Annotated in this window: 26 protein-coding genes; 6 read left to right on the top strand and 20 right to left on the bottom strand. The window is 59.1% G+C overall.

The annotated features are described in order from the left end of the window. Positions 1–17: 17 nt before the first annotated feature. From E7738_RS19640 to E7738_RS19600, 9 genes are all read right to left on the bottom strand, one after another. Positions 18–812: a hypothetical protein gene (locus E7738_RS19640; protein WP_058770261.1), complete on the bottom strand. Its 795-nt coding sequence runs from the start codon at positions 810–812 to the stop codon at positions 18–20. Between the two features lie 34 nt (positions 813–846). Then, positions 847–2,001, bottom strand: coding sequence for an MFS transporter (locus E7738_RS19635; protein WP_104093351.1), 1,155 nt, complete (start codon positions 1,999–2,001; stop codon positions 847–849). Positions 2,002–2,500: 499 nt separating this feature from the next. Continuing rightward, a complete protein-coding gene (locus E7738_RS19630; protein ID WP_104093350.1) occupies positions 2,501–2,884 on the bottom strand; it encodes a VOC family protein in 384 nt (127 codons plus the stop codon). 72 nt (positions 2,885–2,956) lie between these two features. Continuing rightward, positions 2,957–3,298, bottom strand: coding sequence for a type II toxin-antitoxin system RelE/ParE family toxin (locus E7738_RS19625; protein ID WP_127834950.1), 342 nt, complete (start codon positions 3,296–3,298; stop codon positions 2,957–2,959). Beyond that, the gene (locus tag E7738_RS19620) at positions 3,261–3,503 is read right to left on the bottom strand and encodes a ParD-like family protein (protein ID WP_071813632.1); all 243 of its coding nucleotides are present in this window, start codon (positions 3,501–3,503) and stop codon (positions 3,261–3,263) included. The genes E7738_RS19625 and E7738_RS19620 overlap by 38 nt, the downstream gene beginning before the upstream one ends. A 117-nt stretch (positions 3,504–3,620) precedes the next feature. After that, positions 3,621–4,325, bottom strand: a complete 705-nt coding sequence (locus E7738_RS19615; RefSeq protein ID WP_394516523.1) for a helix-turn-helix transcriptional regulator — start codon at positions 4,323–4,325, stop codon at positions 3,621–3,623. A 40-nt stretch (positions 4,326–4,365) separates the two neighbouring features. After that, positions 4,366–5,682 (bottom strand): MmgE/PrpD family protein, encoded by a 1,317-nt coding sequence (locus E7738_RS19610; RefSeq protein WP_394516522.1) that lies wholly within the window; start codon positions 5,680–5,682, stop codon positions 4,366–4,368. Further along, the gene (locus tag E7738_RS19605; RefSeq protein WP_394516521.1) at positions 5,679–6,830 is read right to left on the bottom strand and encodes an amidohydrolase; all 1,152 of its coding nucleotides are present in this window, start codon (positions 6,828–6,830) and stop codon (positions 5,679–5,681) included. Before E7738_RS19605 ends, E7738_RS19610 begins: the two co-directional genes overlap by 4 nt. Continuing rightward, positions 6,827–7,372: a GNAT family N-acetyltransferase gene (locus E7738_RS19600; RefSeq protein WP_215481259.1), complete on the bottom strand. Its 546-nt coding sequence runs from the start codon at positions 7,370–7,372 to the stop codon at positions 6,827–6,829. The genes E7738_RS19605 and E7738_RS19600 overlap by 4 nt, the downstream gene beginning before the upstream one ends. Positions 7,373–7,624: 252 nt before the next feature. On the opposite strand from E7738_RS19600, the gene E7738_RS19595 reads away from it, so the two are divergent. The 3 genes from E7738_RS19595 to E7738_RS19585 are packed head-to-tail and all read left to right on the top strand — an operon-like array spanning position 7,625 to position 11,244. Next, a complete protein-coding gene (locus E7738_RS19595) occupies positions 7,625–8,695 on the top strand; it encodes an iron-containing alcohol dehydrogenase family protein (protein WP_394516520.1) in 1,071 nt (356 codons plus the stop codon). A 34-nt stretch (positions 8,696–8,729) separates the two neighbouring features. Further along, a complete protein-coding gene (locus E7738_RS19590; RefSeq protein ID WP_058770255.1) occupies positions 8,730–10,028 on the top strand; it encodes an LLM class flavin-dependent oxidoreductase in 1,299 nt (432 codons plus the stop codon). Between the two features lie 16 nt (positions 10,029–10,044). After that, entirely contained in the window at positions 10,045–11,244 is a 1,200-nt protein-coding gene (locus tag E7738_RS19585) for an aminotransferase class I/II-fold pyridoxal phosphate-dependent enzyme (protein ID WP_394516519.1), read from the top strand. Positions 11,245–11,413: 169 nt separating this feature from the next. On the opposite strand, the gene E7738_RS19580 is transcribed toward E7738_RS19585, so the two are convergent. Next, entirely contained in the window at positions 11,414–11,815 is a 402-nt protein-coding gene (locus tag E7738_RS19580; RefSeq protein ID WP_021509031.1) for an H-NS family histone-like protein, read from the bottom strand. Positions 11,816–12,527: 712 nt separating this feature from the next. On the opposite strand from E7738_RS19580, the gene fhuE reads away from it, so the two are divergent. Then, positions 12,528–14,726 carry a ferric-rhodotorulic acid/ferric-coprogen receptor FhuE gene (gene fhuE / locus E7738_RS19575; RefSeq protein ID WP_394516518.1) on the top strand — a complete coding sequence of 733 codons (2,199 nt, stop codon included), beginning with the start codon at positions 12,528–12,530 and terminating at the stop codon, positions 14,724–14,726. 134 nt (positions 14,727–14,860) lie between these two features. On the opposite strand, the gene E7738_RS19570 is transcribed toward fhuE, so the two are convergent. Continuing rightward, positions 14,861–15,796, bottom strand: a complete 936-nt coding sequence (locus tag E7738_RS19570) for a nickel/cobalt transporter (protein WP_394516517.1) — start codon at positions 15,794–15,796, stop codon at positions 14,861–14,863. Between the two features lie 124 nt (positions 15,797–15,920). Between E7738_RS19570 and fetA the strand changes: the two genes are divergently transcribed. After that, positions 15,921–16,589, top strand: coding sequence for an iron efflux ABC transporter ATP-binding subunit FetA (gene fetA, locus E7738_RS19565; RefSeq protein WP_058775937.1), 669 nt, complete (start codon positions 15,921–15,923; stop codon positions 16,587–16,589). After that, positions 16,576–17,337: an iron efflux ABC transporter permease subunit FetB gene (fetB, locus tag E7738_RS19560; protein WP_394516516.1), complete on the top strand. Its 762-nt coding sequence runs from the start codon at positions 16,576–16,578 to the stop codon at positions 17,335–17,337. Before fetA ends, fetB begins: the two co-directional genes overlap by 14 nt. 83 nt (positions 17,338–17,420) lie before the next feature. Here fetB and E7738_RS19555 read toward each other — a convergent pair whose 3' ends face one another. From E7738_RS19555 to E7738_RS19515, 9 genes are read right to left on the bottom strand one after another with little or no spacing between them, the layout of a single operon-like run. Further along, a complete protein-coding gene (locus E7738_RS19555) occupies positions 17,421–17,720 on the bottom strand; it encodes a YicS family protein (RefSeq protein ID WP_394516515.1) in 300 nt (99 codons plus the stop codon). Further along, positions 17,717–18,739 carry an HAD family hydrolase gene (locus tag E7738_RS19550; RefSeq protein WP_394516514.1) on the bottom strand — a complete coding sequence of 341 codons (1,023 nt, stop codon included), beginning with the start codon at positions 18,737–18,739 and terminating at the stop codon, positions 17,717–17,719. Before E7738_RS19550 ends, E7738_RS19555 begins: the two co-directional genes overlap by 4 nt. Then, a complete protein-coding gene (locus E7738_RS19545; protein WP_394516513.1) occupies positions 18,736–19,752 on the bottom strand; it encodes an oxygen tolerance domain protein in 1,017 nt (338 codons plus the stop codon). Before E7738_RS19545 ends, E7738_RS19550 begins: the two co-directional genes overlap by 4 nt. Continuing rightward, positions 19,749–21,251, bottom strand: coding sequence for a VWA domain-containing protein (locus E7738_RS19540; RefSeq protein ID WP_394516512.1), 1,503 nt, complete (start codon positions 21,249–21,251; stop codon positions 19,749–19,751). The genes E7738_RS19545 and E7738_RS19540 overlap by 4 nt, the downstream gene beginning before the upstream one ends. Next, the gene (locus E7738_RS19535; protein ID WP_394516511.1) at positions 21,248–22,225 is read right to left on the bottom strand and encodes a VWA domain-containing protein; all 978 of its coding nucleotides are present in this window, start codon (positions 22,223–22,225) and stop codon (positions 21,248–21,250) included. The genes E7738_RS19540 and E7738_RS19535 overlap by 4 nt, the downstream gene beginning before the upstream one ends. Beyond that, positions 22,218–22,655 (bottom strand): DUF4381 family protein, encoded by a 438-nt coding sequence (locus E7738_RS19530; RefSeq protein ID WP_394516510.1) that lies wholly within the window; start codon positions 22,653–22,655, stop codon positions 22,218–22,220. Before E7738_RS19530 ends, E7738_RS19535 begins: the two co-directional genes overlap by 8 nt. Then, positions 22,636–23,565 carry a DUF58 domain-containing protein gene (locus E7738_RS19525; RefSeq protein ID WP_021509042.1) on the bottom strand — a complete coding sequence of 310 codons (930 nt, stop codon included), beginning with the start codon at positions 23,563–23,565 and terminating at the stop codon, positions 22,636–22,638. Before E7738_RS19525 ends, E7738_RS19530 begins: the two co-directional genes overlap by 20 nt. Next, positions 23,562–24,563, bottom strand: coding sequence for an AAA family ATPase (locus E7738_RS19520; protein ID WP_159377679.1), 1,002 nt, complete (start codon positions 24,561–24,563; stop codon positions 23,562–23,564). Before E7738_RS19520 ends, E7738_RS19525 begins: the two co-directional genes overlap by 4 nt. After that, positions 24,560–25,855, bottom strand: coding sequence for an anaerobic sulfatase maturase (locus E7738_RS19515; protein WP_394516509.1), 1,296 nt, complete (start codon positions 25,853–25,855; stop codon positions 24,560–24,562). Before E7738_RS19515 ends, E7738_RS19520 begins: the two co-directional genes overlap by 4 nt. Positions 25,856–25,899 lie beyond the last annotated feature (44 nt).

Raw genomic sequence — 25,899 nt, 5'->3', positions numbered from 1 at the left:
GCCGGTCGTGGCCAACCTCAGCCGACGTTGCCGGCAATCGTCAGATAGTCGGTATACATTTGCGGTGCGCCGGAGAACGAGGCCATGGTGCGCCATTCATCATACATACGCTCGCTCTCCTGATGGTTTTTCACAAACGTCAGCGATTTTTCGGTTGAGACGTCCATCGCCGGATGGAAGCTGTTGAGCGAGTCGAGACTTTCGATCACCAGCATCACTGCATATTGCTCACTTCGATTGCCGCCGGTGCCCTTCAGCATGTGAAACTTCCAGCCGGGATAGTCATCAATGCGCGCGACGTTCTCAATCATAAAGCGATCAAAGTCGGCAGCCGTCACGCCAGCGCGTAGTGCCAGATGATGAAAACCGACCACGCGTGCCACCGCAGGTTGAGCATCGGGCTGAAAGTTCGGGCCGGGCGGCAGTGAACTGTGGCGGTTTTCTGCCAGCAGCGAGAAGGTGGAGAACAGCGTTGGTAACTCCCCATAGGTGGCAAAGTTTTTCCACTCCTCAAGCAGCGCGCACGCCTCGGGCCGTTGTTGCCAGAAGGCGATGGCCTCAGCCGTGAGTTCGCCAGCCGGTGTGATATAGCGGTCATAGTCTGCCTGGCTGGGAGCCTGATACAGCATCAGGTATTGTTCCTGGCGTTCGCCACGCAGGCCTTTTAACAGCGACCATTGCCAGCCCGGATAAGCAGGAATCTGCGTGCCGCGCGCCTTGAGAAAGGCTTCGAAGGTCGCGGCATTAACGCCTTTCTTCAGATTGAGCCCGACGTAGTGCAGGCTGAACACCGGTTGCGTTGAGGTTGTCATAGAAACTCCTTGTGAATATGACAGGGCAGAGGCGCTACTTCGCTGTCAGAGCGAAACGCGCCGCGAAAGTCACCAGCAGCAACATCACGATGCCGGCGCTGAGCGTGGTGGTCAGCGACGTAAGCTGGGCGCTAAAGCCAATCAGCGCCGGGCCCAGCAGTAGCCCGGAGTAACCGCACAGCGTGACGGCCGGTATGGCGTAATGCGCGGCGACGTTGCGCTGGTTACCCGCCGCGTTGAACAAAATCGGCACGATATTGGCCAGACCGATACCCACCAGCACAAAGCCGAGCAGGGCGCTCCACAGCCAGACGGAGAAAATCGCTAAAGCCAGCCCTCCGCTGGCGACGAGACCGCCCCAGGTGAGCACGCGGCGACTGCCATAGTGATTAATCAGCCGATCGCCAAACAGGCGCAGCGTGGCGACAGCCGTGGCGTACAGCGTGAAGCTGAAACCGGCCAGCTGCATCGACATGGCGCGTTCACTGTTCATAAACACCGCTGACCAGTCGAGCATGGCGCCTTCGGTGAGGAACAGCAGGAAACACAGCAGGGCAATCAGCACCACGTTACGGTGCGTCAGGGCGCGCAGCGTACCGCGCGTTGGTTTTGCATCCGTGCAACGACGGGGCAACAGGGCGCTATGGCTCATCAGCAGCAGCAATAAAATCAACACACACAGCGGCAGCAGCGCCAGCAGAGGCGCAACCTGTAGCCACAGCAGCAGACTCACCGCGCCGGCACCAGCAATGCTGCCAAGACTGTAAAAGCCGTGAAAGCCCGACATCTTGCTGACCCCGGCCTCGCGCTCCACGATCACCGCCTGATAATTCATGCTGACATCCATCAGTCCGTTGATCGCGCCGAAGAGCAACAGCGCGCCCGCCATCGGCAGTGGTGAGGACAGCAGCATCAGCAGCGGCAGATCCAGGGCCAGTCCGGCACCGCACAGCAGCAGCAGCGTGCGACAGCCAAAATGGGCTATCAGCGCGCCGGTAAAAGGCATAACTGACATGGAGCCTGCGGCGATACAGAACAGCAGCAGCCCCAGCATGCCGTCATTGATCGCTAGTTGCGCTTTGGCGAAGGGAATAAGCGGCGCCCAGGCGGCCATGCCCAGTCCGGCGATAAAAAATAGCGTGCGCGTCGCGCGCTGCTGGCGCAGGTTAAGCAGATTACTGTTCATCATCACATCCCGGTGTAGTACGGCGTTTAATCGCCTGGCCTTATCCATGGTCGGGCTACAGGTACACTGCAGCCTGTGCAGAGGCCCATAAAAACGTAATTAATATTTAACAGTAACAAGACTTGTCCTGGAAATGACGTAGCGTGTTCAGGTGGCTGTATTCAGTAGATTTTATTTATGGCATACACGGAAGGCATTTTAAAAAAGCGCGATGTGGGATGGGAACGTTATGACGGATAAAGTCGATAATGACGAAAAATATTATAATTAACTGAAATGCATGGTAATTAACCTGTGGTGATACAAACATCTCGCGCACTGTGTAGCGGTGCAACTTATTGCGCGATAAATCGCACCGCTATCCACCAGGTTGAATTACCTGCACGTTGCTTAACTGAACAGCAGCGTTGATGTCATTAATCGGCAATTAAAAATATAAATATAATTAATGATTACTCAGTGCATTTAACAACCTGCAACCGTAAGCGCCAGGCCTCTTCACTTACTCATCCAGCTGTAAATAGCAGACACGCAGGCGGTGCCCGTCCGGGTCCAGCGCGGTAAAGGTGTAGCCAAAGTCCATGCGCACCGGCGACTGAATAATGGTGATTTCACGCAGCACGCCCCATTCGTGATAAAGAAAATCGACATCGTCTTTGCGCGCGGTTTTAAACACAATTTCGCTACGCGCTGCACTGGCAGGCAGGGAGAGTGCGGGTTCAACGATATACTGCGACCAGATACCCAGTTTAAAGCCGCTCTCAAACACAAACATGGCAAAGGTCGGGCTGAGTTCTGCGGGTTTGATGTCGAACAGCGCGGCATAAAAGTCAGCACTTTTCACGACGTTGGGCACATAAATAATGGTCATATTAGCGGTAAGCATGGTGATCTCCTTGTGTGTTTACCGCTGCATAGTAGGGGGAGGCTGTGACAGATTTTGTCAGGAGTCGATGGGTTAACTGATAATTTTCAGATCGGCTTTACGGTGCTTTTTCTGTTCCTGATAGAAATTTTCATGGGGTCCGATATCCAGCAGATACAGTTCCAGTTTATTTTCCACCCAGCTATAGCCCAACAGCGTCAGGCGGTTATTCAGCTGAAATTTGTGCACGCGTAAAAAGTTTAAGTCACCTTTTTTAAGCTCACCGATCTCAGGCGCGTCAACAATCCTGTCGATCTCATCCTCGACGATGGCACGCTGTGTATCGGGCAATTTATCGAGCGTTTTTTCAAAGCGGCGTGTTTGAAAAACCTCGATGCTATTTTGTGGTTTTGGATCGGGGTGTTCGGCGGACATACGGCGAAACCTTCTGATTATCGACTTCAGCCTGGGCGATCAATACTTCAGCGATGAAGCTATACGGTAAGTCCGGATTATCCTCAGCAATCCGGCCGATCTTCGCCCAATGCTCAATCTGCTTTGGAATGCTGCGGCTGGCGGCTTCAGCGTGAATTTTTACGTCGCTCACGAAGTCATCGTCTAAACGAATACTTGTGGCCATGAATATTACCTCGCGGATGAAAGCGGTGATGGACTGACTGTTGTAATGTTGAGTTGCGATTACTGCTACACGCGGCTAAGTATGCGACATTTTGTCGCTTATGGCAACTTTATGTCGCTAGCGTGTCGCGCTGTCCACCGGGTGACGCAAATGGTGATAATCCCGCCAGCGCTTCAGCAACTGATGACGCGTGCCGGGATAGAGTTCGCTGGTGACGCTGATCGCTTCAATGCGGTCGACGCGGAAATTGCGGAACTCCTGGCGCAGTTCGCACCAGCCGCACAGCAGGCGCACGCGTTCAAAGTAGCCAATCACCACCGGCCAGATGGTGCGCGTGGAGAGGTTATCCTGCAGATCTTTGTAGCGCAGGCTGATCTTGCTGCGCTGATGGATTGCCTGGCGAATCTGCGGCAAATGGGTTTCGAACAACGCTTCGCCCTGGGAGGCGATCAGCAGCGACTGGTGATCGATACTCTGCGTAGGATGGGACGGAATCACAGCCTGGACTTTGGCCAGCGCATGGCGCGCGGCGGACTTAAGCTCATCGTCGGTGTGTCGGGTGACCCAGTTGAGCCCGAGCACCAGCGCATCAATCTCCTGCCGGGAAAACATCAGCGGCGGCAAATGGCCGTCGGATTTGAGTAAATAACCAACGCCCGCGCTGCCCTCAATCTCCACGCCCTGCTGCTGCAAACTAAGAATGTCACGATAGACGGTGCGCACGCTGATGTGCAGCTGTTCGGCGATACGCTGCGCGGTCAGCGGATAGCGATGACAGCGCAGCAATTGCAGCAGTTCGGGAAGCCGCTGAGTTTTAGACATGATACGCCAGCCTTAAGCGAAGAACGCGCGCCGCCAGGAATCAGGCACGCAACAGTTGGCTTAATGTAGCCAAATCCGCCGTGCTTTGCAGCTCGCTGATAGCCAGTAACTGCTGCTGGCGCGCCGGCACTTCATGGCGCAGCGCCTGACGCAGTTTGGCCGCCACATCTACGCCATCCGCCAGCGACTGCTGCCGCGTGCGGCGCTGCTGCAGCTGCCGACCCTCTTTCAGCGTCAGCGTGACGAGATGAAAACGCCGCGCCGGGTTGAGCGCGTCAGGCGGCGCGGACGCATCCGGCGTGCGACGCACTTTGGCCGCCAGCGGCATCACCGCCGGATTAAGCGCACCTTCGGCAAAATCTTCCAGCCGTAAATCGTCATACATCAGCATGGCGGCAATCACGTATTCCAGGCTAAAGCGTGCTTCGATGCCGTTAGCCGGCACGCGAACTGCCGCCGCGATATCGCCACCCGGCGGGAAGGCGACCGTGATGTCATCAATATTTTCCAGCAGCGAGTCCAGCGAGTGACCTTCCGCCAGCCAGGCGCGCCGCAGCAGACGTGCCGCTTCGGCAGCGCTGTGAGTTCCGGCGCAGGTGGGGAAGGGTTTGAACTCCAGACCGGGGGTACTGATGCGCCATGGCACGCCCCAGTTTTCTACCAGCCGTTGCGGCTGCGCCTCGCCGTTACTGCTGGCGGCGAAAAACGCGTCGATCACGCCTTCATGCCGGCCATCGAATTTCGCCAGCGTCAGCTGCGCCGCCATCACCGCACGCTCTGCCGCCAGTCCGGCGTGCAGCGGCTTCACCGCTGAACCAAACTGAGCGCGCAGTCCGCTGGCCTGGGTCGCCGCGATGCCGATCAGCGTGGCGCAGTCGGTTGCATTAAGCCGCAGCAGACGTGCCAGCGCGGCCGCCGCCGCCAGCGTACCCAGCGTGGCCGTGTTGTGATAACCCAGCGCATAGTGTTGCTGGCTGGCGGCCAGTCCCAGCCGACCAGCCACTTCCACGCCGATGATATAGGCATCAAGGAACGCTTCGGCAGTGGCGGGCTGCTGCTGCTGCCAGGCAAACAGCGCGGGCAGAATCGCCACGCTGGGATGGCCGCGAAAATCGGCATGGAAATCATCGTAATCCAGCGCATGGCCGGCATAGCCCAGCAGTAACGCCTGTGAGCGTACGCTGCCGTCGTCATAAACCTGTCGCAGCGCCGGTAAGCCGCTGTCCGGCACCTGCTGCTGTAACACCGGCCAGCTCACAGCGAGAAAATCCTGCACGCCAGTGCAAGCGGCATCACGTGCCGCCGCATCCGGCTGGCTTTGCAGGATGCGCTCAGCCAGCGCGAGGCTCAGGTTCATGCCTGCTCCAGACTGCGCAGCGCCGCCACGGCAAGCTGCGCGAGGTAGCGTGAGGTGGGCAGTAACACCGCATCATTGATGCGAAAAGCCGGATGGTGCAGCGCAAAAGGTTCGCCAGTGCCGATCATCACAAAGGCGCCGGGCAGCTGTTGCTGATAAAAAGCAAAATCTTCGCCGATCGGGCTGGCTTCCACCACGCGCGCTTCAAGTCCGCTGGCGGTGGCCTGTTGCAGGGCAAAATCCGCCCAGTGCGCATCATTCACCACCGCAGGCGGACCGGCGTGCCAGTTAAACTCAACCTCTGCGGCAAAAGCCGCACCGAGGCCGAGCACGATTTCGCGGAAGCGCTGCTCCAGTCGCTCACGCGTGGACTGAGAGAAGGTGCGCACCGTGCCTTCCAGCCAGGCGCTGTCCGGAATGACGTTCCAGGTGCTGCCGCTGTGCAGCTGGGTGATCGACACCACCGCGTTGTCAGCGGAGGGGGCGTTACGGCTAATCAGCGTTTGCGCCGCGGAGACAATCTGCGCCGCGATAACGATCGGATCGTTGCCCTGATGCGGTTTGGCGGCATGGCTGCCGGTGCCGGTGATGCGGATATCGAAGCGATCCACCGCCGCGGTCAGCGCGCCGGCTTTGCTGCCCGCCACGCCAGGCGGCAGCGACGGATCGTTGTGAATGCCGAAAATCGCCACCGCCTCCTGCAGCGCGCCGGTAGCGATGACATCTGGCGCGCCCTGGCCGGTCTCTTCGGCGGCCTGGAACAGAATCCGCACGCGGCCGGGCAGCGTTGCCTCATGCTGCTTAAGCAGAATCGCCGCGCCAAGTGCAGCGGAAGCGTGAAAATCGTGGCCGCAGGCGTGCATCACGCCAGGACGCTCCGAGCGAAAAGCGACGTCCGACTGCTCCTCAATCGGCAGCGCATCAATATCCGAACGCAGCACAATCAGCGGCCCCTGTGCCGGGCCGACCTCCGCCACCAGACCGGTTTTCAGTGGCAAATCAACGATGCGAATCTGGTGCTGTTCCAGCTGCTGGCGCAGGCGGGCGGTGGTTTCGAACTCCTGATTAGAGAGTTCCGGAAAACGGTGCAGTTCGTGGCGAAAGGCGATCAGCTGCTCGCCCAGCGCTGTTTCATTCAGTTGGCTCATGCCTGGCTTCCTTGTGATGCCGCCTGGCGCGTCAGCCAGGCATCGTGCGCGGTTTCATCCAGCACTTTTTTCATATATTGCGTGATGTGGCCTTTGCCGAGATCGGTGGTGTGCATGAGCACAAATCCGCGCTTGCGATACATATCAATCAGCCACGGATGGCTGATGGCGGTACCGAGCGAAACCGCCGGAGCGCGTAACTGGCCGCGTAAAATTTCCTGCTCCAGGTGAGCCTGAACCTGGCGGCCAAACTGCTGCCCCGCGTAGTCCGGGTGAGCGCCAAACCAGCCGATGTGCGGCAGGCCGAACGGACCCGGCAGCGGGCCCCATGGATAACGCACGGTGACCGAGGAGACCATCACGCCCTGGGCATACAGCGCATACACGCCGTGGCTTTGCAGATGCCGCAGCGTTTTCTCGCGGTCAGCGGTGGCCGCATCAAATTTGATCCCCAGCGCCAGCGTGGGCGCATAGGCGGCATGCATCAGCGCCTGATAAGTGTCCACTTCGTCTTCTGTGACCTGACGAAACTCAAGTGTCATAGCTATCCCCGGAAAACCGCCCGGCGGGCGATAAAAAAAGAAGGCTCAGAGTAGCAGTAAAGCGCTGACAGGCTATATGTGAAATCCGGATAAGCTAATGCAAATTTGTGAAAATGAAATAACGGCTTTTTCATTGCACTAATCGCCATTTACCGTAGTATGCATAAAATACATAGCGCTATAACTATTTCGCATTAATCCTCTGAAATATAACAATTTTGTTATGGCGTTTTTCCTAATCAGGGTGACAACGTGTTAGCGATTAAATCTCCGCGTGCCTACGCACACGAACCGGGACTGCGTGCGCGCACCGGCGAATTCATTAAACCTTATGCTACGCATATCCGTATTTTCACCTCTCCGCGCGCCTGGCAGGCGGTTAATCCGCAATTAACGCAAAGTCTGGAAACCTGTGGTATTCGCTGGGAAATCGAGTATTTACACGGCGAATGCACCGACGCGGCCATTGATACGCTGAAAAGCAATCTGCAACAGCAGCAGGCTGAACTGCTGCTGGCAATTGGCGGCGGGCGCGTACTGGATGCGGCTAAAGCGGTCGGCAGCCAGTTACCGGAAATCACCGTCGTCAATTTCGCCACCGTCGCGGCGACCTGTGCCGCCTGGTCGCCGGTGGCGATTATTTATGACGCGCAGGGCGGCCACGTGCGCAGCCAGCCGCTGGGCAAAATGCCTGAACTGGTACTGGTAGACAGCGAAGTGATTGCGCAAAGTGATGTGCGTTACCTCAAAGCGGGCATTGTTGACGCGCTGGCTAAATACTACGAGTTCTCTCCTTATCTGCGGCACAACCCCCACGATCTCGCCCTCGATCTTAAAGTGATGACCGCGCAGCGCGCGCTGGATGTCTATCGCCAGCACGGTGCCGCCGCCGTGCTGGCCAACGAGCAACAGCAGGTAACGCCGGAACTGGTGAAGGTGATCGATGCCAGCATTGTGCTGGCCGGCCTGGCCAACAGCGTGCGTGACGTGCTGCCAACGCCAGGCTTTGCCCACGCCATTCATAACCGTCTGACCCATCAGCCGGAGCTGCACCACTGGCTGCACGGTGAAAAAGTCGGTTACAGCCTGCTGGTGCAGTCGCTGATTGAGCACGACGGTGAGCCGGACGCCGCGCTGCTGGCGCTGCTGCGGCAGTATGATATGCCGCTGACCTTAGCGCCGCTGCACGGCGATCGTCGCGCAGCCATCAGAAGCATTGCTGAACAGATCAAATTCCCGGCGGCCAGCGCCGAACGTTTGCCGTTCCGCATCAGCGCGGATGCCTTAGAGCAGGCGCTGCTGGCGACCGAGAACGCCTTTTAATTGTTATCGACCCTTTTATTGACCAGGAAAAAATATGGCTACTTCATCTTCACGCCGCATCCGTTTAGGGCTGTTTGTGCAACCGGTTGGACAGCACGTGAGCGGCTGGCGGCTGACGGAAAATCTGGGCGATCCGACGGATATTGACTGGCTGATCACCATCGCGAAAAAAGCCGAAGCCGGTAAGTTTGATCTGTTCTTCGTGGGTGATGCACTGGCGACCAGCATGTATCGTCTGCCTTCCACCATGGCGCGTCTGGAGCCGTTAACGCTGCTGTCGGCGCTGGCGGTCAACACCAAACGCATTGGCCTGGCGGCGACCGCCTCGACCACCTTCAGCGACCCGTTCACCATGGCACGCAGCTTCTCGTCGCTGGACCACATTAGCCGCGGCCGCGCCGCCTGGAACGTGGTGACGTCGTTCTCTACCGATGTGGCGCGTAACTTCAGCCGCAGCGATATGCCTAATCATGCGGAGCGCTACGCTCGCGCGCGTGAATTCCTTGATGTCACCTATAAGCTGTGGGACGGCTGGCAGGCGGGGGCGGTGCAGCCCAACAAAGAGACCGGTCAGTACTTCATTGATGACAAAATTCAGCCGATTAACCACGTCGGCGAGCACTTCCAGGTGCAGGGCCCGCTGAACATTACCCGCTCACCGCAGGGGCGTCCGGTGATTATCGAAGCCGGTTCTTCCAGCGATGGGCAGAAGCTGGCGGCAGAGACCGCCGAGGTGATTTTCACCGCCTCGGCCAGCCTGGAAGAAGCACAAAGCTTCTACCGTTCGCAGAAAGATCAGGTGATTGCCGCAGGACGCAATCCGGATCACGTGGTGATCATGCCTGGCGTGATGCCGATTGTTGGCCGCACGCGCGAAGAGGCCAAAGCGCTGTGGAAAGAGCTCAACACGCTGGTTGATATCGACAACGGTCTGCGTCAGCTCTCGCTGCGCTTCAATATGGATCTGAGCCAGTATCCGCTCGACGGTCCGGTGCCGGAAGTGCCGCTGGGTGAAGGCAACCAGAGCCGCGTGAAACTGATGACCGACATGGCGAAACGTGAAAATCTGACGCTGCGCGAACTGGCCGCGGTAGCCGCCGGATCGCGTGGTCACCGGGTAATCGTCGGTACCGCGCAGGATATTGCCGATGACTTTGAGCTGTGGCTCAACGAGGGCGGCGCCGATGGTTTCAACATCATGCCGGCGATCATGTCCGAGCAGCTGGATTTGTTTGTGGAGCTGGTGATTCCGGAACTGCGCCGTCGCGGTCTGTTCCGCGAAGAGTACGAGTTCGCCACGCTGCGTGAAAACCTCGGCCTGCCGGTGGTGTGAGAGACAGGAGCGAAACATGATCACCCTATCGAAGCGCGTACAGTCTGTGTCGCTCTCGGCTAATGCGGCGGCACGTCAGCTGACGCGCCAGCTAAAAGAGCAGGGCGTGGATATTCTTGACCTCACCACCGGTGAGCCGGATTTTAATACGCCCGCGCACATCCGTGCCGCCGCCAGCGCCGCGATGGATGGCGGTGAAACCCGTTATACGCCGACCAATGGCACCACCGCGCTGCGTAAAGCGGTGCAGGCCAAACTGGCGCGCGAGAACCAGCTGCAGTACGCGCTGGGTCAAATCTGTATCGCCAACGGCGCAAAGCAAATCATCTTCAACGCGTTTGCCGCGACGCTAAACGACGGCGACGAGGTGATTGTGCCCACGCCATACTGGCCAACTTTCCCGGACAGTGTGCGTTTCAACGGTGGCGAGGCGGTGCTGCTGCCTTGTCCGCTTGAGCAGCAGTACAAGCTGCAGCCGGCGCAGCTGGCGCAGGCGATCACTGAGAAAACCCGCTGGCTGGTGCTGAACAATCCCGGCAATCCCTCTGGCATGGTGTACAGCGCACAGGAGTTGCAGGCCCTGGCGACGGTGCTGCGCGATCATCCCCATGTGCTGATCATGCTGGATGAGCTGTACGAACATATCCTGTTTGACGATCGTCAGCACGTTAGTCTGCTGCAGGTGGCGCCGGAGCTGGCTGAACGCGTTTTGCTGGTGGGAGGCGTGTCAAAAACCTATGCCATGACCGGCTGGCGCATTGGCTTTGCTGCCGGGCCGCAACCGCTGATTGATGCCATGGTGGTGGTGCAGTCGCAGAACAGTTCTGGTGCCAGCGCCATCAGCCAGGCGGCGGCGGTTGCGGCCTTTGACGGTGGGCTCGATTTTCTGCCACCGCAGCGCGCCGCGTATCAGGCGCGACGCGATGTCATTGTGCAGCAGTTGCAGCAGGTGGCCGGCATTGAAGTGCTGCAACCTCAGGGCGCATTTTTTGTCTTTTGTCGCTGTGCTGGTCTGCTGGGCAAAACCCGGCCTGACGGCGCCGTACTGCATGACGAACAGGATGTGCTGAATTATCTGCTGGAGAGCGGTGTGTCCGGCGTGGCGGGCAGTGCTTACGGCCTGTCGCCGTATTTCCGTTTATCGATCGCCACGGATATCGATAGCGTTGAGGAGGCGGGTAAACGCATTGCGCGCGCCTGTGCAGCGTTAATCTGACGGGCGGGTGTGGGAAGGCGTAATAGCCTGATCACCTCGCGGCACACTGTATGAAAGGAATGCATGAAAGGAATGCATGAAAGGATTGCATGAAAGCATTTCGGGTGCCGCGACACAGGGGCGGTGATGCGGCAATTAGCCGGTTCCGCCCCGATTTACTGCGACTGGATTAAATCAGAAAATCATCCAGCGAACCGCCAGCGTCAATCGCTGACTTTATCGGCGAGGGAGTACGACCCTGACCGGTCCAGAATTTCTCATTACCCTGTTCGTCGGTAAATTTATACTTCGCCGGACGCGGTGCACGTTTTGCTTTGCTCTTCGTTTCACCCTGGTTTAATTGCGCCAGTTCATTAATTGTAATGCCGTCTTTGCGCAGCATCTCTTTATATAACGCCAGCTTCTCTTCTTTTTCGCGCTGTGCAGCACTCTCTGCCGCCGTCTCTTCGCGGCGTTCGGCGACCACCACGGCAAACTTCTCCAGCATTTCGTTTAATACCGCAACCTCAATATTACGTGCTTCAGCACGCAGCGTACGAAGATTGTTCAATGCCTTGAGTGCATCGCTCATGTATAAACCCTTATTACTGATATCACTGATTTGAAAGCGTGCATTCTACGGCAATTTTATTCAAATGAAAATATTCACCCGCCGACAGATTTGTCCGGAAATATGCCCCGGCCTGTACAGTTTTTGATTGGGCGTAAAGATTTTTGTCTCTTCATTGATTACGCATAAACATGTTAGCGGCGGATTTAATATTACCAGCCACCTACGTTAAACCGTTCATTTAACATCGCAGCATCTCACGCAATATACGTCACGGCGATTTACAGCTTAATAAATGGCGTCATGTTAACAACGCAGCGATTGCTGCAGGGATTAAAAGCATAACTGGTCAACCTTAGCGCAGAAAAGGAAATTTTATAAACACCTTCCCATCGGCAGCGTAATTATAAATCAATGGCGGTGACCGGGTACCAGGCTGGTACATGCGTGGTGTTCAGATGCCATAGCAGGATGCAGGCACAGCCGTTCAGGCGGGGAGGCCGTAGGTCACGCACCGGTTGACTCAGATTAAGGATGATTTCAGGCGTGATAGTTTCCTGTAAAGCAGCCTCAGGGCCGTTACTCCCTGAAGCATAAGATTTTTTCGCAGTGTAAAGGCGTCAGAAAGGTCGTAACAATTTCTTGCAATGTTAATCTTAATGCGTATATTTCTCATTTGCTTTCTTAACCAAATGCTCGCCACAAAATAACGATAAGCCGATTGAGGAATATTATGTCTTGCAAAGAGATGCGCGTCAGGGACGCAGGTCTTGCGCCGCAGCGCGCTCTGCGCCTGTCACTGCTGGCAGTGCTGGTTGTCTCGGGTGTCGCTCAGGCGGCCGATACGCAAAACAGTGAGGCCACCCTGACCGTTGATGCCAGCGCCAGCGCGGAAGCGCAGCAGACGCAGGCCGCAGCGGATTACAGCGTACCGGTGACGCGGGCCGGCACTAAAATGGCGCTGACCGCACGTGATATTCCCCAGTCGGTCACTATCGTCAGCAAGCAGCGCATGCAGGATCAGCAGCTGCAGTCGCTGAACGACGTACTGAGCAACACCACCGGCATCCACGGTGTGGCCGCCGATATGGACCGCATCAATTACTATTCGCGCGGTTTTCTGATTGATAACTATATGACCGACGGCATTCCGACCGCGTTTGCCCAGCGCTGGAACCTCGGTGATGCGCAGACCGATACCGCGCTGTACGAACGCGTCGAAGTAGTGCGTGGCGCAACGGGCCTGCTGACCGGACCGGGCAATCCTTCCGCTGCCATCAACATGGTGCGTAAACATGCCGATAGCAAAGAGTTTACCGGTAGCCTTGAAGCTGGCTATGGCAGCTGGAATAAGCAGCGTTACGTCGCCGATCTTTCTGCACCGCTGTCATCGGAAGGCAACGTACGCGGTCGCCTGGTTGCCGGCTATGAAGACAAAAACAGCTTCATTGAACGTTACGGTGCCGATAAGAAGTTTATTTACGGCGTGGTCGACGCTGATGTGACGGACGCCACCAGACTGTCTGTTGGTTATGAATTCAGCCAGGTAAATACCGATTCACCGATGTGGGGCGGTGCGCCGCGCTGGTACACCGACGGCACGCAGATCCACTCCCGTCGCGGCTATAACACCGCACCTGAATGGGCTTACAACAACAAAGAAAATAAAAAGGTCTTTGTTAACCTGCAGCAGAATTTCGATAACGGCTGGAACATCACCCTTAACGGCACGCATAACGAGATGTTCCTCGACAGCAAGCAGCTGTATCTCGACGGTTACTTCGATAAAACCACTGGCGCAGGCGTCTCTGGCTATGCCGGCTATCCGGTGGTGGGCGGAACCGGCTACAACACCGGCAAACGTAAGGTGGATGCGGTCGATGCCTTCGCCAGCGGTCCTTATGAACTGCTGGGCCGCCAGCATGAGCTGATGGTCGGGGTGAACTACAGCCGTCAGGACAACAAATATTACAGCGCCTGGGCCAACATTTCGTCAGCCGAGCTGGGCAACTTTAATCAGTTCAACGGTGATTTCCCGGAAACCGACTGGAATCCGCGTGAACCCGCGGCCGATACCCAACTGGTGCGGCAGAAGTCAGCGTATCTTGCGACGCGCATCAATCTGGCCGATCCGCTGCACCTGATTGTCGGGGCGCGCTACACCAACTGGAACCGCCAGACGCTGACGGCAGAGATGGAGAAAAACAACATCACACCGTACGGTGGGGTGATTTGGGACTTCTACGATAACTGGTCTGCCTACGCCAGCTACACCTCAGTGTTCCAGCCGCAGGATTATCAGGATGCGTCAGGCGCGTATCTCTCGCCGGTGATTGGCAAAAACTACGAAGCCGGCGTGAAGTCTGACTGGTTCAACAGCCGTCTGACCACCTCGGTATCGATCTTCCGCACCGAACTGGATAACGTCGGTCAGAGCACCGGTCAGACCAATGCGCAGACCGGTAACACCATTTACGTGGCGAAGAAGGGTGTGGTAAGTCGTGGCGTCGAGTTTGAGGTGAATGGGGCGCTGACCGATAACTGGCAGATGACCTTTGGCGGGACTTCGTATGTGGCGGAAGACGCCAACGGCGATCGCTACAATTCACAGCTGCCGCGCACGTCGTTTAACCTGTTCACCAGCTATCGCCTGCCGATGCTGGACCAGCTGACGCTGGGCGGCGGGGTGAACTGGCAGGCGAGAACTTACGCGGATATCAGTGGCCCGGATGGCAATGGCACCTGGCGCACCCGTCAGGGCAGCTATGCGCTGGTGGATCTGTTCGCGCGCTACGACGTGACCAAAAACCTCAGCCTGCAGGCCAACCTGAATAACCTGTTCGACAAAGAGAACGACGAAAACGTCGACAGCACCGGCATCGTCTACGGCGAACCGCGCAATTTTATGCTGTCCGCGAAATACCGTTTCTGATCATTAAGCCCGTGCCCAAAGCGGCACTTAACGTTCCCTCTCCCGGGGAACAGGCCGCACCTGACATTCCCTCTCCCGCGTGCGGGAGAGGGTTAGGGTGAGGGGAAACCCGCACCCACCCCAACCCATGCACCTCAGCATCCCGCCGCAATATAATCCCCGCTGGCACTCACCGGCACCACGGTAAAAAACAGCACCAGCGCAAACATCACCAGCAAGATCCCACCAGCGATCCGTACCGCTCTCAGCAGCGATGCCGCCTGCGGCGAGCGTTCTGCCAGCCACAGCTGCCCGGCGCGCTGACGGTAATGCTGCACAAACAGTGCCAGCGCCACCAGCGCCATGCCGGTACCGAGCGCCATACTCATCACCGCCAGCATACCCCAGCGCGTAATCCCGATGACGCTGGCGAACAGCAGCACCGTCAGCGCACCGCTGCACGGCCGCACGCCGGTGGCAATGATAATACCCGCCCAGCTTTTCCAGTCGCTGCGGTGCCCAGCCGCGACGCCATGCGCGTGGCCGCAATGATCATGATGATGCTCCTCTGGCGGCTTGCGCCAGGCTTGCAGCAGCAGCATCACGCCTAACCCGGCAATGAACACAGCGCTGGCTTTCTCCAGATACCAGCGGCTCAGGCTGAGATCGCCGGTGGTCAGGTTAAAACCAACCGCCAGAATAAAGACAAAGGCAATCGCGCTCAGCCCTTGCACCAGGCTGCCCAGCAGCGGCACGCTCAGCGCCACGCCGCGCGGGGGCTGATGAGTGGTCAGCCAGGTGGTAACGATAAATTTACCGTGCCCGGGACCCACCGCGTGCAGAATGCCGTAAATGAAGGTCACAGCCAGCAGCCACAGTCCGGCACTGTACTGGCCGCTATTGATTTGCAGTAAATGGGTAACCAGCAGCCGGTGCAGCTGAATCTGACTTTGCAGCGCCCATGCCTGAAACGCGCTCCAGTGCAACGACAGCAGCGTCAGCGCGCTCAGCAGCAGCACGCTCGCGCAGAGAAATCCGGTTTTGGTGGCGGTCATAGTAATGAAGAAAGTGGTCCTGAATGTCACCAGCATGCGGATTTCTGCCGCGTTGTAAAGCCACGGCGGTTAAACGGCAGCCGCTCTCCGCATCGTGACGCATTCCCCTGCCTTGTGCAGCTGACTATAATCTGCCGACAATTTCTCACGGATGCCTTTTATGTCTGCTGATTCTCCTTTGCTGGCGGTACAAGACGTCACGCTGGCCGTGCAGGGGCGCACCTTGCTGGCGCCGGTATCACTGCAGCTGTACGCAGGTGAAACGCTGTTGCTCACCGGCCCGTCCGGCAGCGGCAAAAGCACGTTGCTGAAAATTATTGCCTCACTGCTGGAGCCCGATAGCGGCCAGATCCTGTTTCAGCAGCGGGATATTCACTCGCTGAAAGTCGAACACTATCGCCAGCAGGTCTCCTACTGTTTCCAGACACCGCAACTGTTTGGTGACACGGTCTACGATAACCTGGCGCTGCCGTGGCAGCTGCGTCAGCAACAACCGTCACGCGAGCAGCTGGAGGCGGCGTTGCGCAGTCTGCATTTATCCGGAGACCTGCTGGACAAAAACGTTGCCGGACTCTCTGGTGGTGAAAAGCAGCGGGTGGCTTTGCTGCGCAATCTGCAGTTTCTGCCACAGATATTGTTGCTGGACGAAGTGACCAGCGCACTGGACGAGTCTAATAAACAACGGGTTAACCAGCTGATTGCCGCGCTGGTGGCGGAAAAAGGGCTGGCGGTGATCCGTATCAGCCATGACGTACAGGAGATTGATGCCGCTGAGCGTATTCTGCGGCTGACCCCACCCGCAGCGGGAGAACAGCATGAGTCAGCATAATATCAGCGACAGCTCGCTGCTGCTTTCACTCATGCTGGTGCTGGTGGCGCTGCTGATTAGCCAGAAAGAGAAGCTGGGGATGAGCAAAGACATTCTGTGGAGTGTCACACGCGCCATTATCCAGCTGGTGATCGTCGGTTACGTGCTGAAGTCAATTTTCGATGTCAATAATGACTGGCTGACGCTACTGATGGTGCTGTTTATCTGCGTCAATGCAGCGCTGAACGCGCGCAAACGAAGCCGGCGGATCGATCATGGTTTTATCATCGCGCTGGTGGCGATTACCAGCGGTACGGCACTGACGCTAACGGTGCTGCTGCTGAGCGGCGCCATTGCCTTTGTTCCCATGCAGGTGATCCCCATTTCCGGCATGATTGCCGGTAACGCCATGGTGGCGGTCGGGCTGTGTTTCACCAATCTCAATCAGCGCTTTAGCGACAACCAGCAAAAAATCATGGAGATGCTCAGCCTGGGGGCACCAATCAAACGCGCATCCGCCGGGCTGATGCGTGACAGTATTCGTGCCGCGATGATCCCCACCGTTGACGGCGCGAAAACGGTGGGGCTGGTGAGTCTGCCAGGCATGATGTCCGGGTTGATTTTCGCCGGGATCGATCCGGTAAAGGCCATCAAGTACCAGATCATGGTGACGTTTATGCTGATTGCCACCGCCAGCCTGTCGACCATCATCGCGGCGTATCTGTCCTACCGTCGCTTTTACACCGCGCGGGCGCAGCTCAAACAGTAGATTACGCCTGAAACCGCAGCGCCACGCCGCTGGCCTGTTCCGCGCTGACCATGATGGCGTCTGGCATTTCCTGTCAGCGACGATCAGCTAAAATCCGGGCAGGTTATATGCGACATCAGCTGCTGATAATGCTGATGCTTGCCCATCTTCAGCGCATCAGCAGCCTGCAACAGCGCGTTGTGATTGCTCTTATCCGCCAGAAAGGTCTGCTTGATTTTTTCGTCGTCGATGGAGACCGGCACGCGGCAGTGAGTGCGCAGATCGTTGATCATGGTCTGCTGCCGCAGCGCCAGCGCCAGATTCTCATACGGCGATACCGCCAGCGCAGACGTGGCACTCAGGGTGAGCAGGGCGATCATGGCAGTGAAAGGTAATGTTTTCATTTTGCTTCTCCTTGATGAACGGAAACGGCGGCCGGGCACTGGGCGGGATCGAACACCGTACCCCAGTCCTGTTTCATATCGACAACGGTCCAGCCATAGTGCGCGGCCAGCCTGAGACCGTTAACCAGTTTGCCGCTGGCCGGCGGATGCGCATCGTAGGCGTATTCCCGCTGCGCATCGGTGTGATGCACCAGCAGGCCGAAGGTGCTGGCGGCAGGGTTGCCCGAGGTGTATTGCAGCATCGGCACATCGCCGTCGCTGTTGCCGAACGCTGCTACTGGCCGATGACCCATGAACAGATGGATGGCCACCGGTTTGGCCGCTTCATCATCATAAAATGCACCATTCATGGTTTTCCGCAACTGCGTGCCGTTGTCGCTGAGTGAAAATTCCGCAAGGGAAAACGAGCCAACCACCTGCTCAGGTGGAATGCCGTACATCTGTTCCGCCAGCACGCGCATAAAATCGATGCCGCCGCCGGAGATAATCCAGGTGCGGAAACCGTGAGCGCGCAGATAATCCAGCAACTGGCGCATCGGCAGATAGCCCATGCGATCGTAGCGGCAGCCAAAACGCGTATCCCGCTGCGTCGCCACCCAGTTCTGCACGCGCCGGGCAAACTCATCGGTGGTGATACCGCTGTGAGTCAGCGTCAGCAAATGCATCAGCCCCTTTTTCCCGCTGGCGGCAATAGCGGCCGTGTTGTTGCTGAGCACTGCCTGTACCAGCGCATCCTGCTGCCACTGCGGATGCTGCGGCGCCAGCCGTTTCACTTCATCGAGCGCAAACTGCAGCTGAAAGGTGAGCGGTGCTTCCGGCCATAGCGTGCCGTCATTATCGAACACCACGTAGCGCTGGTTAAGAGGAATAAAGTCAGCGCTGCCGGCGCGGGTGGTGTCATCCACCCACTGTGTAATGGCACGCTTTGCCGCACCGTCACGCCAGGCGGAGAGATCGTCAGCCTGACTGACGCTAGCGAGGCACAGCGTGAGGCCCGCCAGTATAGAAACAGTTTTCATCGGCGACTCCTGTGATGTGGAACGAGATCGGGCAGCGTATGAATACGCCACAGGCGGCTCCACGCATGGCCGGCAAAGATCAGCGCCTGACGCAGTAAACGGCGGCCAGGCCACAGCACCGCGACGAGAAGAACCACGGTTGCGGCGAGCAGCAGCCACTGCCACCAGGGGCGTTCAGGCCCGGCACGCAGCACCTGTTCGCTGCCGGCCGTGCGCGCAGGCAGAATGTCATAATGATGGGCGGGCAGCGTGGCGAGCTGCCATGTCTGTTGTCGGGTATCCCACCAGCGCAGCTGCACCGGCGGCAGCGTCAGGCTGCCGGCGCTGTCCGGCAGATAGCGCAGCCGCTCGCGTCGCTGGCTGCGAGTGATTTCACCGCGTCCGCTGGTCAGGACGCTAACCTCGGGCGTCAGCAGCTGGGTACTGGCACCGGGCAAATCGATCAGCACCGGTGGAATCTGTCCGGCGACCACACCACTGGCCTGCAGCGTTATCTGCCGTTCCACCACGTCGCCGACATGCAGCGCGTCGCCCTGCGCGGCACGATACAGCGTCACTTTTTCCTGCAGATGCAGCGTGGCGGCGGGCAGGAAGCGATCCGGCTGCTGCACACCCGGCGGCCAGCGCACATTTTTTTCCAGCGCTGGCAGCGTAACGGTCTGCGGCGGCTGGCCCGCGGATTGCAGGGTGATGTCCAGCGCCGGCAGCTGCAGTTTGCCCTGATCCCAGGCCATCAGCTGGCGCTCCATGCGGATGCCGCTCCAGCTGACACCGTCACGCTGACGCGATACCAGCTGATTGGGAATGGCCGCCGGCAACAGCGTGCCGTTGCTGACCGGGAAGTCAGGCCACTGTGGCGGCGGGTTAAACCAGCTATCGGTCCAGTAGGTTACCGCGACGCGCAGCGGCTGACCCGGCACCAAACGGTCATCGCCAACCAGCTCGCGCGTGATGTCCATTGCGGCGCGCGCGGGCCCGGTCAGCAGCAGCAGGCAAATCAGCAGCGTTCTCATGGTGACTCCTGACGATAGAGATATTCCAGCAGGCCACCGGGCGACAGGCTGAGATTGTCGTACCACTGACTGACCTGCGGTGCCGCGTGACCTGCAGGCTGCATGACCTGCTGCGCGACGCCTTGCTGTTTGTGCAGGTCTTTTTTGCTGCCGTCAGGATCGTAATCCTGCTCTTTTCCCTGTGCCGCCTGGCGATCGCGCTCCTGCTGACGAAGCTGCATCACAATGCGCGCGATACTGGCGCGATTTTGCTGTGCCATTCGCCAGTCGGGACGCAGGCTCAGCGCCTGATCGTAATGCTGCAGCGCCTGCTGCCACTGTTTCTGCTGCGCCAGGCTGTTGCCCAGCCACAACAGCGATTCAGGCGTCACGGGTGCCTGACGAAAAGCGCCGCTGGCGGCGGAAAAATCACCGGCATAGTAGAGCGCAATGCCGCGGCGCAGCGGATCGACATAGTGCTGCGCCGCGCGCGCGTAATCCTGCCGTTGAAAGGCATGTTGCCCTTGCAGGTCGGGCGGGATAAACGCATCCAGCAGCGCGGCGGCGGCCGGCGGCGTTATCCCACCGAGCGGCAACACAATCAGCACGATCAGTATCTGACGACGCCACCACAGCAGCAGCAACAACATCGGCGCAATCAGCCAGTAGCCGCTGTTGTGCCACGGCAGATCCTCGCGACTGTTTTGCTGGGCGCTGAGGCTTTGCTGAATATGGCGTCTGATGGCAGGCAGATCGCTGTCATCGGGGGTGGCGAGCGTAACCGCCACGCCGTTGGCGCGTAGCTGCTGGAAGCGCGCCACGTTGAGGCGGGTATCAATAGCCTGACTGGCGAAAGCGGGCGGCAAGGGGCCGCCTGGCGCAGTGCCGGGCACCCACAGCTGCAGCGGCAGCGAGGTCTGGCCGAGCAACCGGGCATCATCCTGGCGCAACGTATCGGCCACCAGCACAATGCTGCGTGGCGTGTCCGGCAGATTATCATCGGCCAGCCTGAGAGCGGCCGCCAGGCCATTGCCCTGACCGTCCGGCAGTAACGTTGGCTGCTGCGCCTGCAGGAACAGCGAGTAAAAGGCCGGATCGTTGGTCAGCGGCGTGGTCAGCCAGGCACCGCCGCGATACACCACCAGGCCAAAGTGGCTGCCCGGCATCTGCTGCATCAGCTGGGCGATCTTATGTTGCATGCGCTGATGCCGGTCGGGCGGGAGATCCTGCGTCAGCATGGTGAGATCCTGTTGCAGAATCACCATCACGTTACTTTGCGGCGTAACGCCGCCCGGTAACGCCTTCTGCCATGACGGCCCTGCCAGCGCCAGCACGCCGAGCGCCAGCAGCCACGGTACGGGTGACAGCCGCTGCAGTTGCTTACCGGTAATCAGGGCGTGAAACGGCGCTGTCATAATGCGCTGCCAGGCGCTGCGCGGCGCGCGCAACAGCCACGCCAGTGCCAGACAAACCAGCAGCCCGGACAGCCACCACGGGTGCATAAAATGAAAGCCATTCATGCTGCACGCTCCCGCAGGCGCGCCAGCAACAACGTCGCGGTTAACAGCGCCAGCGCCGCGCCGAGCGGCCAGGCAAACAGCGGGCGCGTAAACGACAGACCGAGCGTCGCCACCTGCGCGGGCGTCTGGGCGTCAATGGTTTGCCAGACACGTTGCAGTGCGCTGCCTGAGGTAGCCGCCTGAAACGCGCTGCCGCCGGTGATGCGGGCAATATCCTGCATCAGCGCGCTATCGACTTTGTCCTCGCCGCTGGCGTTGAGATCGCCAAAGGCAATGGTATCAACCTGCACCTGATGCTCTGCTGCCAGCTGCGCAGCGAGGGCGGGCGGCAGCTGTGAAGCGGTATCGTTGCCGTCGGTAAGTAAAATCACCATGCGGCTGGCGTCCTGTTCCAGGCTGCTGTCCAGCAGTTTGACCGCTACCCCCAGCGCATCGCCGATGGCGGTTTGCTGGCCCACCATGCCGGGTGCCAGCTGGTTGATGCGCGCTAGCAGTGCCTGCTTATCGGCGCTGATCGGCGCAAACGGCCACGCCTGACTGGCAAAAATCACCAGCCCGATGCGATCGCGGGTTCGCTGGAGCACAAAATTGTGCACCGAGCGCTGCACCGCCTGCAGGCGAGTGGTGCCCGCGCCGGCGTCGTTTTTCGCCATCGAACCGGAAACATCCAGCACCAGCACCACATTGCGCATCGGCTTATGCTGTAGCTGCGGTGGCAACAGCAGCTCAGGGCGCGCCAGCGCGGCCAGTAACAGCAGCCACACCAGCCAGAACAGCAGCGTCTGAGGCCAGCGGCTGGCCGGAGGGGCATTCTCCAGACGCAACTCCCTCACCAGTTCCGGCAGGAACGGCACGCGCACCTCTTCGCTGACCGGCTGGCGTTGCGGTAGCAGAAAGCGCATCAGCAGCGGCAGCGGCAACAGGAGCCAGATCCACGGCCAGGCAAAATCGAAGCGGGTAAGCAGTTCAGACATCGGGCAGTGCCTCCAGCCAGCGCCGCAGCTGTCTGCGCAGGCGCTGCATTTCATCAGGCGACAGGCTATTGTCCGGCTGGCAGTAGCCGTAAAGCAGCCGCTGATAGGTCGCGGCATCCAGCGGTAGCTCCTGCAGTAACTGGCTGAGGCTCAGTTCACTGACCTGAGCACGCGGCTGGTGCACCAGCCGCACACGCTTAATCAGCCGCAGCCAGCTATCAATGCTGTTGTCGTGACGTAAAACCTGACGCGCTTCACGCCGCCAGCGGTTGCGCCGCCAGCGCGCTGTGCGCCACAGCGCCAGCAGCACAAGCAGGGCCGCTAACGCGCCTGCCAGCCACCACCAGCCCGCAGGCAGCGGCAGCCAGGAGACCGCGGGCGGCAGGTCAGGCTGCAGCAGTGGCGGAACGCTAAAGCCTTTTTCCAGCATGCTCGTCTCCCTGCGTCAGCTGACGCAATAACGGTTCACTCACCACAATGTGCTGCACGCGGATGCCGAGCCGCAGCAGTCGCGTCTGCTGCTGTGCCAGCCGGGCGGTGACCCGCTCGCTAATCTGCTGACGCAACGCGGGCGAAAGCGGCAGCGTAACGTGCTGATGCTGGTAATGCGCGGCGAGATAGCCCTGATGCGGAAGCCGCAGATGCAGATCGTCGAGCAGCACAAAGGCGGTGATATCACACCGGCGCGCCAGCGCCGCCAGCAGCGCGTCACTCTGAGCGTCAAGATCGTGGAAATCGCTGATCAGTGCCAGCCAGCTTCCGGCAGGCACCTGAGCGCGGATACGTTGCAGCACCTGATGGAGTGGCAGACTGCTGGCGGGCTCCTGCGGATAGCGCGCCGGCAGCTGATTATTCATTTGATGCAGGTCGTTCAGGCACGGCGCCAGGGCGAGTTTCGGCGAGCGGCAGCGCTGCAATCTCAGGGAATCATCGCTGAACACGGCGGCCCCGAGACGATCGCCATCGTGCCAGCTACGCCACGCCAGCAGCGCTGCCAGATGGGCGGCGGCGACCGATTTGGTGTGCCCGCGTGTGGCGAAATACATATCCAGGCGCTGATCAACCAGCAGAAATACCGGCCGCTCGCGCTCTTCGTTATACAACCGCACCCAGGGTGTGCGCAGACGCGCGGTGGCCTGCCAGTCGATCAGCCGCACATCATCGCCCGGCTGATAGCGGCGCAGGCTGTCAAAATTGAGTCCGCGTCCCTGCTGACGCGACACGCGCTCGCCGGCCATCGCGCCGGGTGGCAGCTGAGCCGGCGGATTGCGCAGCTGCTGCGCTGCACCCGCCAGCGCCAGCAGGCCGGGCAGGGTGACGGCCAGTGCGGTATCCGTCATGCGACCACCGCATCCAGCAGCATGCGCACCACGTCATCGGCGGTCACCTGGTCGGCGCTGGCCTGATAACTCAGCAGCAGACGATGCCGCAGCACGGCCGGGGCAATGCGCTGAATATCGTCCGGCAACACCGCATCACGCCCTTCGAGCCACGCCTGCGCGCGCCCGGCGCGGTCCAGTGCCAGCGTGCCGCGCGGGCTGATACCCAGCGCCACATAACTGGCAAAGGTGTCGCTGACCTGCTGCGGCTGGCGCGTCATTTCCACCAGCGAGACGATGTAATCTTCCACCGTGGGCGCGACGTAAATGTCGGAGATGGCCTGCCAGCAGCGACCCATATCCGCCTGGCTGATCCTCACTGGCGGCGGCGTAGCGGCGCTGACGGCAGGGGTGTCCTGTTCGCGATATTTTGCCTGCTGTTCGGCGCGCACCAGTTGCATCACGCGCTGTTCATTCTCTTTCGAGGGATAGTGCACCAGCACTTTCATCAGGAAGCGATCCAGCTGCGCTTCCGGCAGAGGCCAGGTGCCTTCCTGATCAACCGGGTTCTGCGTCGCCAGCACCATAAACACGCCGGGCAGCGGCCAGCTGTTGCCCGCCACCGTGACATGACGCTCCTCCATGGCTTCCAGCAACGCCGACTGCACGCGGGCCGAGGCGCGGTTGATCTCATCGGCCAGAATAAGGTTGCCGAACACCGGGCCTGGCCGGAAACGAAACTGCTCCTCTTCACGCGTGGCGTGTTGCTGATAAATTTCGCTGCCGGTGATATCCGAGGGCAGCAGATCCGGTGTGAACTGAATACGGCTGAAGTCGCCTTCAATGTGGCGCGCCAGCTCACGCACCGCACGGGTTTTGGCCAGTCCGGGCAGTCCTTCCAGCAGAACGTGGCCGTCGCACAGCAGCGCGATAATCAGCATGCGCACCAGCTCTGGCTGACCCAGCACCTGCTGGTTTATGCTCGCTTCCAGGTCGAGAAACCGTTGCCGCAGGGTCATTGCGTCACTCCCTGTTTTTCCCGCTCAAGCAGCGTGGCGATACCTACCAGGATCGGCTGAGCATAGGAAAAAAACGCTTTGATGCCGGGACAGAGATAGTTAAGGCCGGGTTCACCCTCTGCGCTGCGCACGATGCGGTTTTTCGGGCATTCGCCCCAGCATAATTTGAGGTAAGGACAGCGTTTGCAGACGGCGGGCAGGGTGTCGCGTTTCCCGAGGCCAAACGCTTTTTGCCGTTCGGAAAACGCCAGGTGCGCCAGTTTAGTGTTGGCAATATTGCCCAACTGATACTCCGGATAGACGTAGTGATCGCAGGCATAGACATCACCGTTTTTTTCAATGGCGAGGCCCTTGCCGCAGAACTCTGAAGTCACGCAGATCTGGCCCGGCAGGCCCAGGGTTTGCGCCACTGCCGTTTCAAACAGGTTAACCTGCACGCGCCCTAAATCGTTGTTGACCCACTCCTCAAACACGGCGATGAGAAAGCGTCCCCAGTCATCGGGATCGACCGACCAGTCGGTCACCACCGAGTCGAGATCGCCCGGCCGCGCGCGGCGGGAACCGCTCACCGGGATGCTGTCATCGCGCCAGAACTGCGGCGCGGTTTGAGTAAAATCGACCGGCTCAACGCAGGGATTGAATTGCAGATAGGTCGCGCCCAGTTCGCGCGTGAGAAAGCGGTACACCTGCAGCGGAAAGCGTGCATTGGTCCGGTTGACCGTGACCAGCGCGTTGAACGGCACGCCGTGGCGTTGCAGCGCCGCCACACCCGCCATCACTTTGTCGAAAGTCGGTTTACCGCTGCGTGTTACGCGATAGCGATCGTGCAACTCGCGCGGGCCATCAATCGACAGCCCGACCAGAAAGTGATGCTGCTTCAGAAAGCGCGCCCAGCTATCGTTCAGCAGGATGCCATTGGTTTGCAGATCATTCTCGATGCGTTGTCCTGGCTTCTGATACTTTTGCTGCAGCGCCACCACCTTTTCGAACCACGGCAACCCCATCAGCGTCGGTTCACCGCCTTGCCACGAGAACACCACCTGATCGCCATCCTGACTATCAATGTACTGGCGAATATAGTTCTCCAGCACTTCATCGGACATGCCGCTGTGATGATCCTGCTGCAGCAGCTGCTCTTTATGCAGGTAAAAACAGTAGTTGCAGTCAATATTGCAGCGCGAGCCGGTGGGTTTGGCCATTACGTGAAAGCGGCGTTTATACGCCGGGCCGATGCCGTTGTATTTTTCCGCCGAGGGCAACGGGCGAACCGGCAGTGTGGTGCTGTATTTCATCAATGCCTCCGAATACCGGGCACGGCGTGCCCGGCTGTGAGTGA

Source organism: Pantoea sp. SGAir0430 (assembly GCF_043549295.1).
Note: the sequence above shows the minus strand (reverse complement) of the source record. Positions and strands in the feature narration are given on the sequence as shown.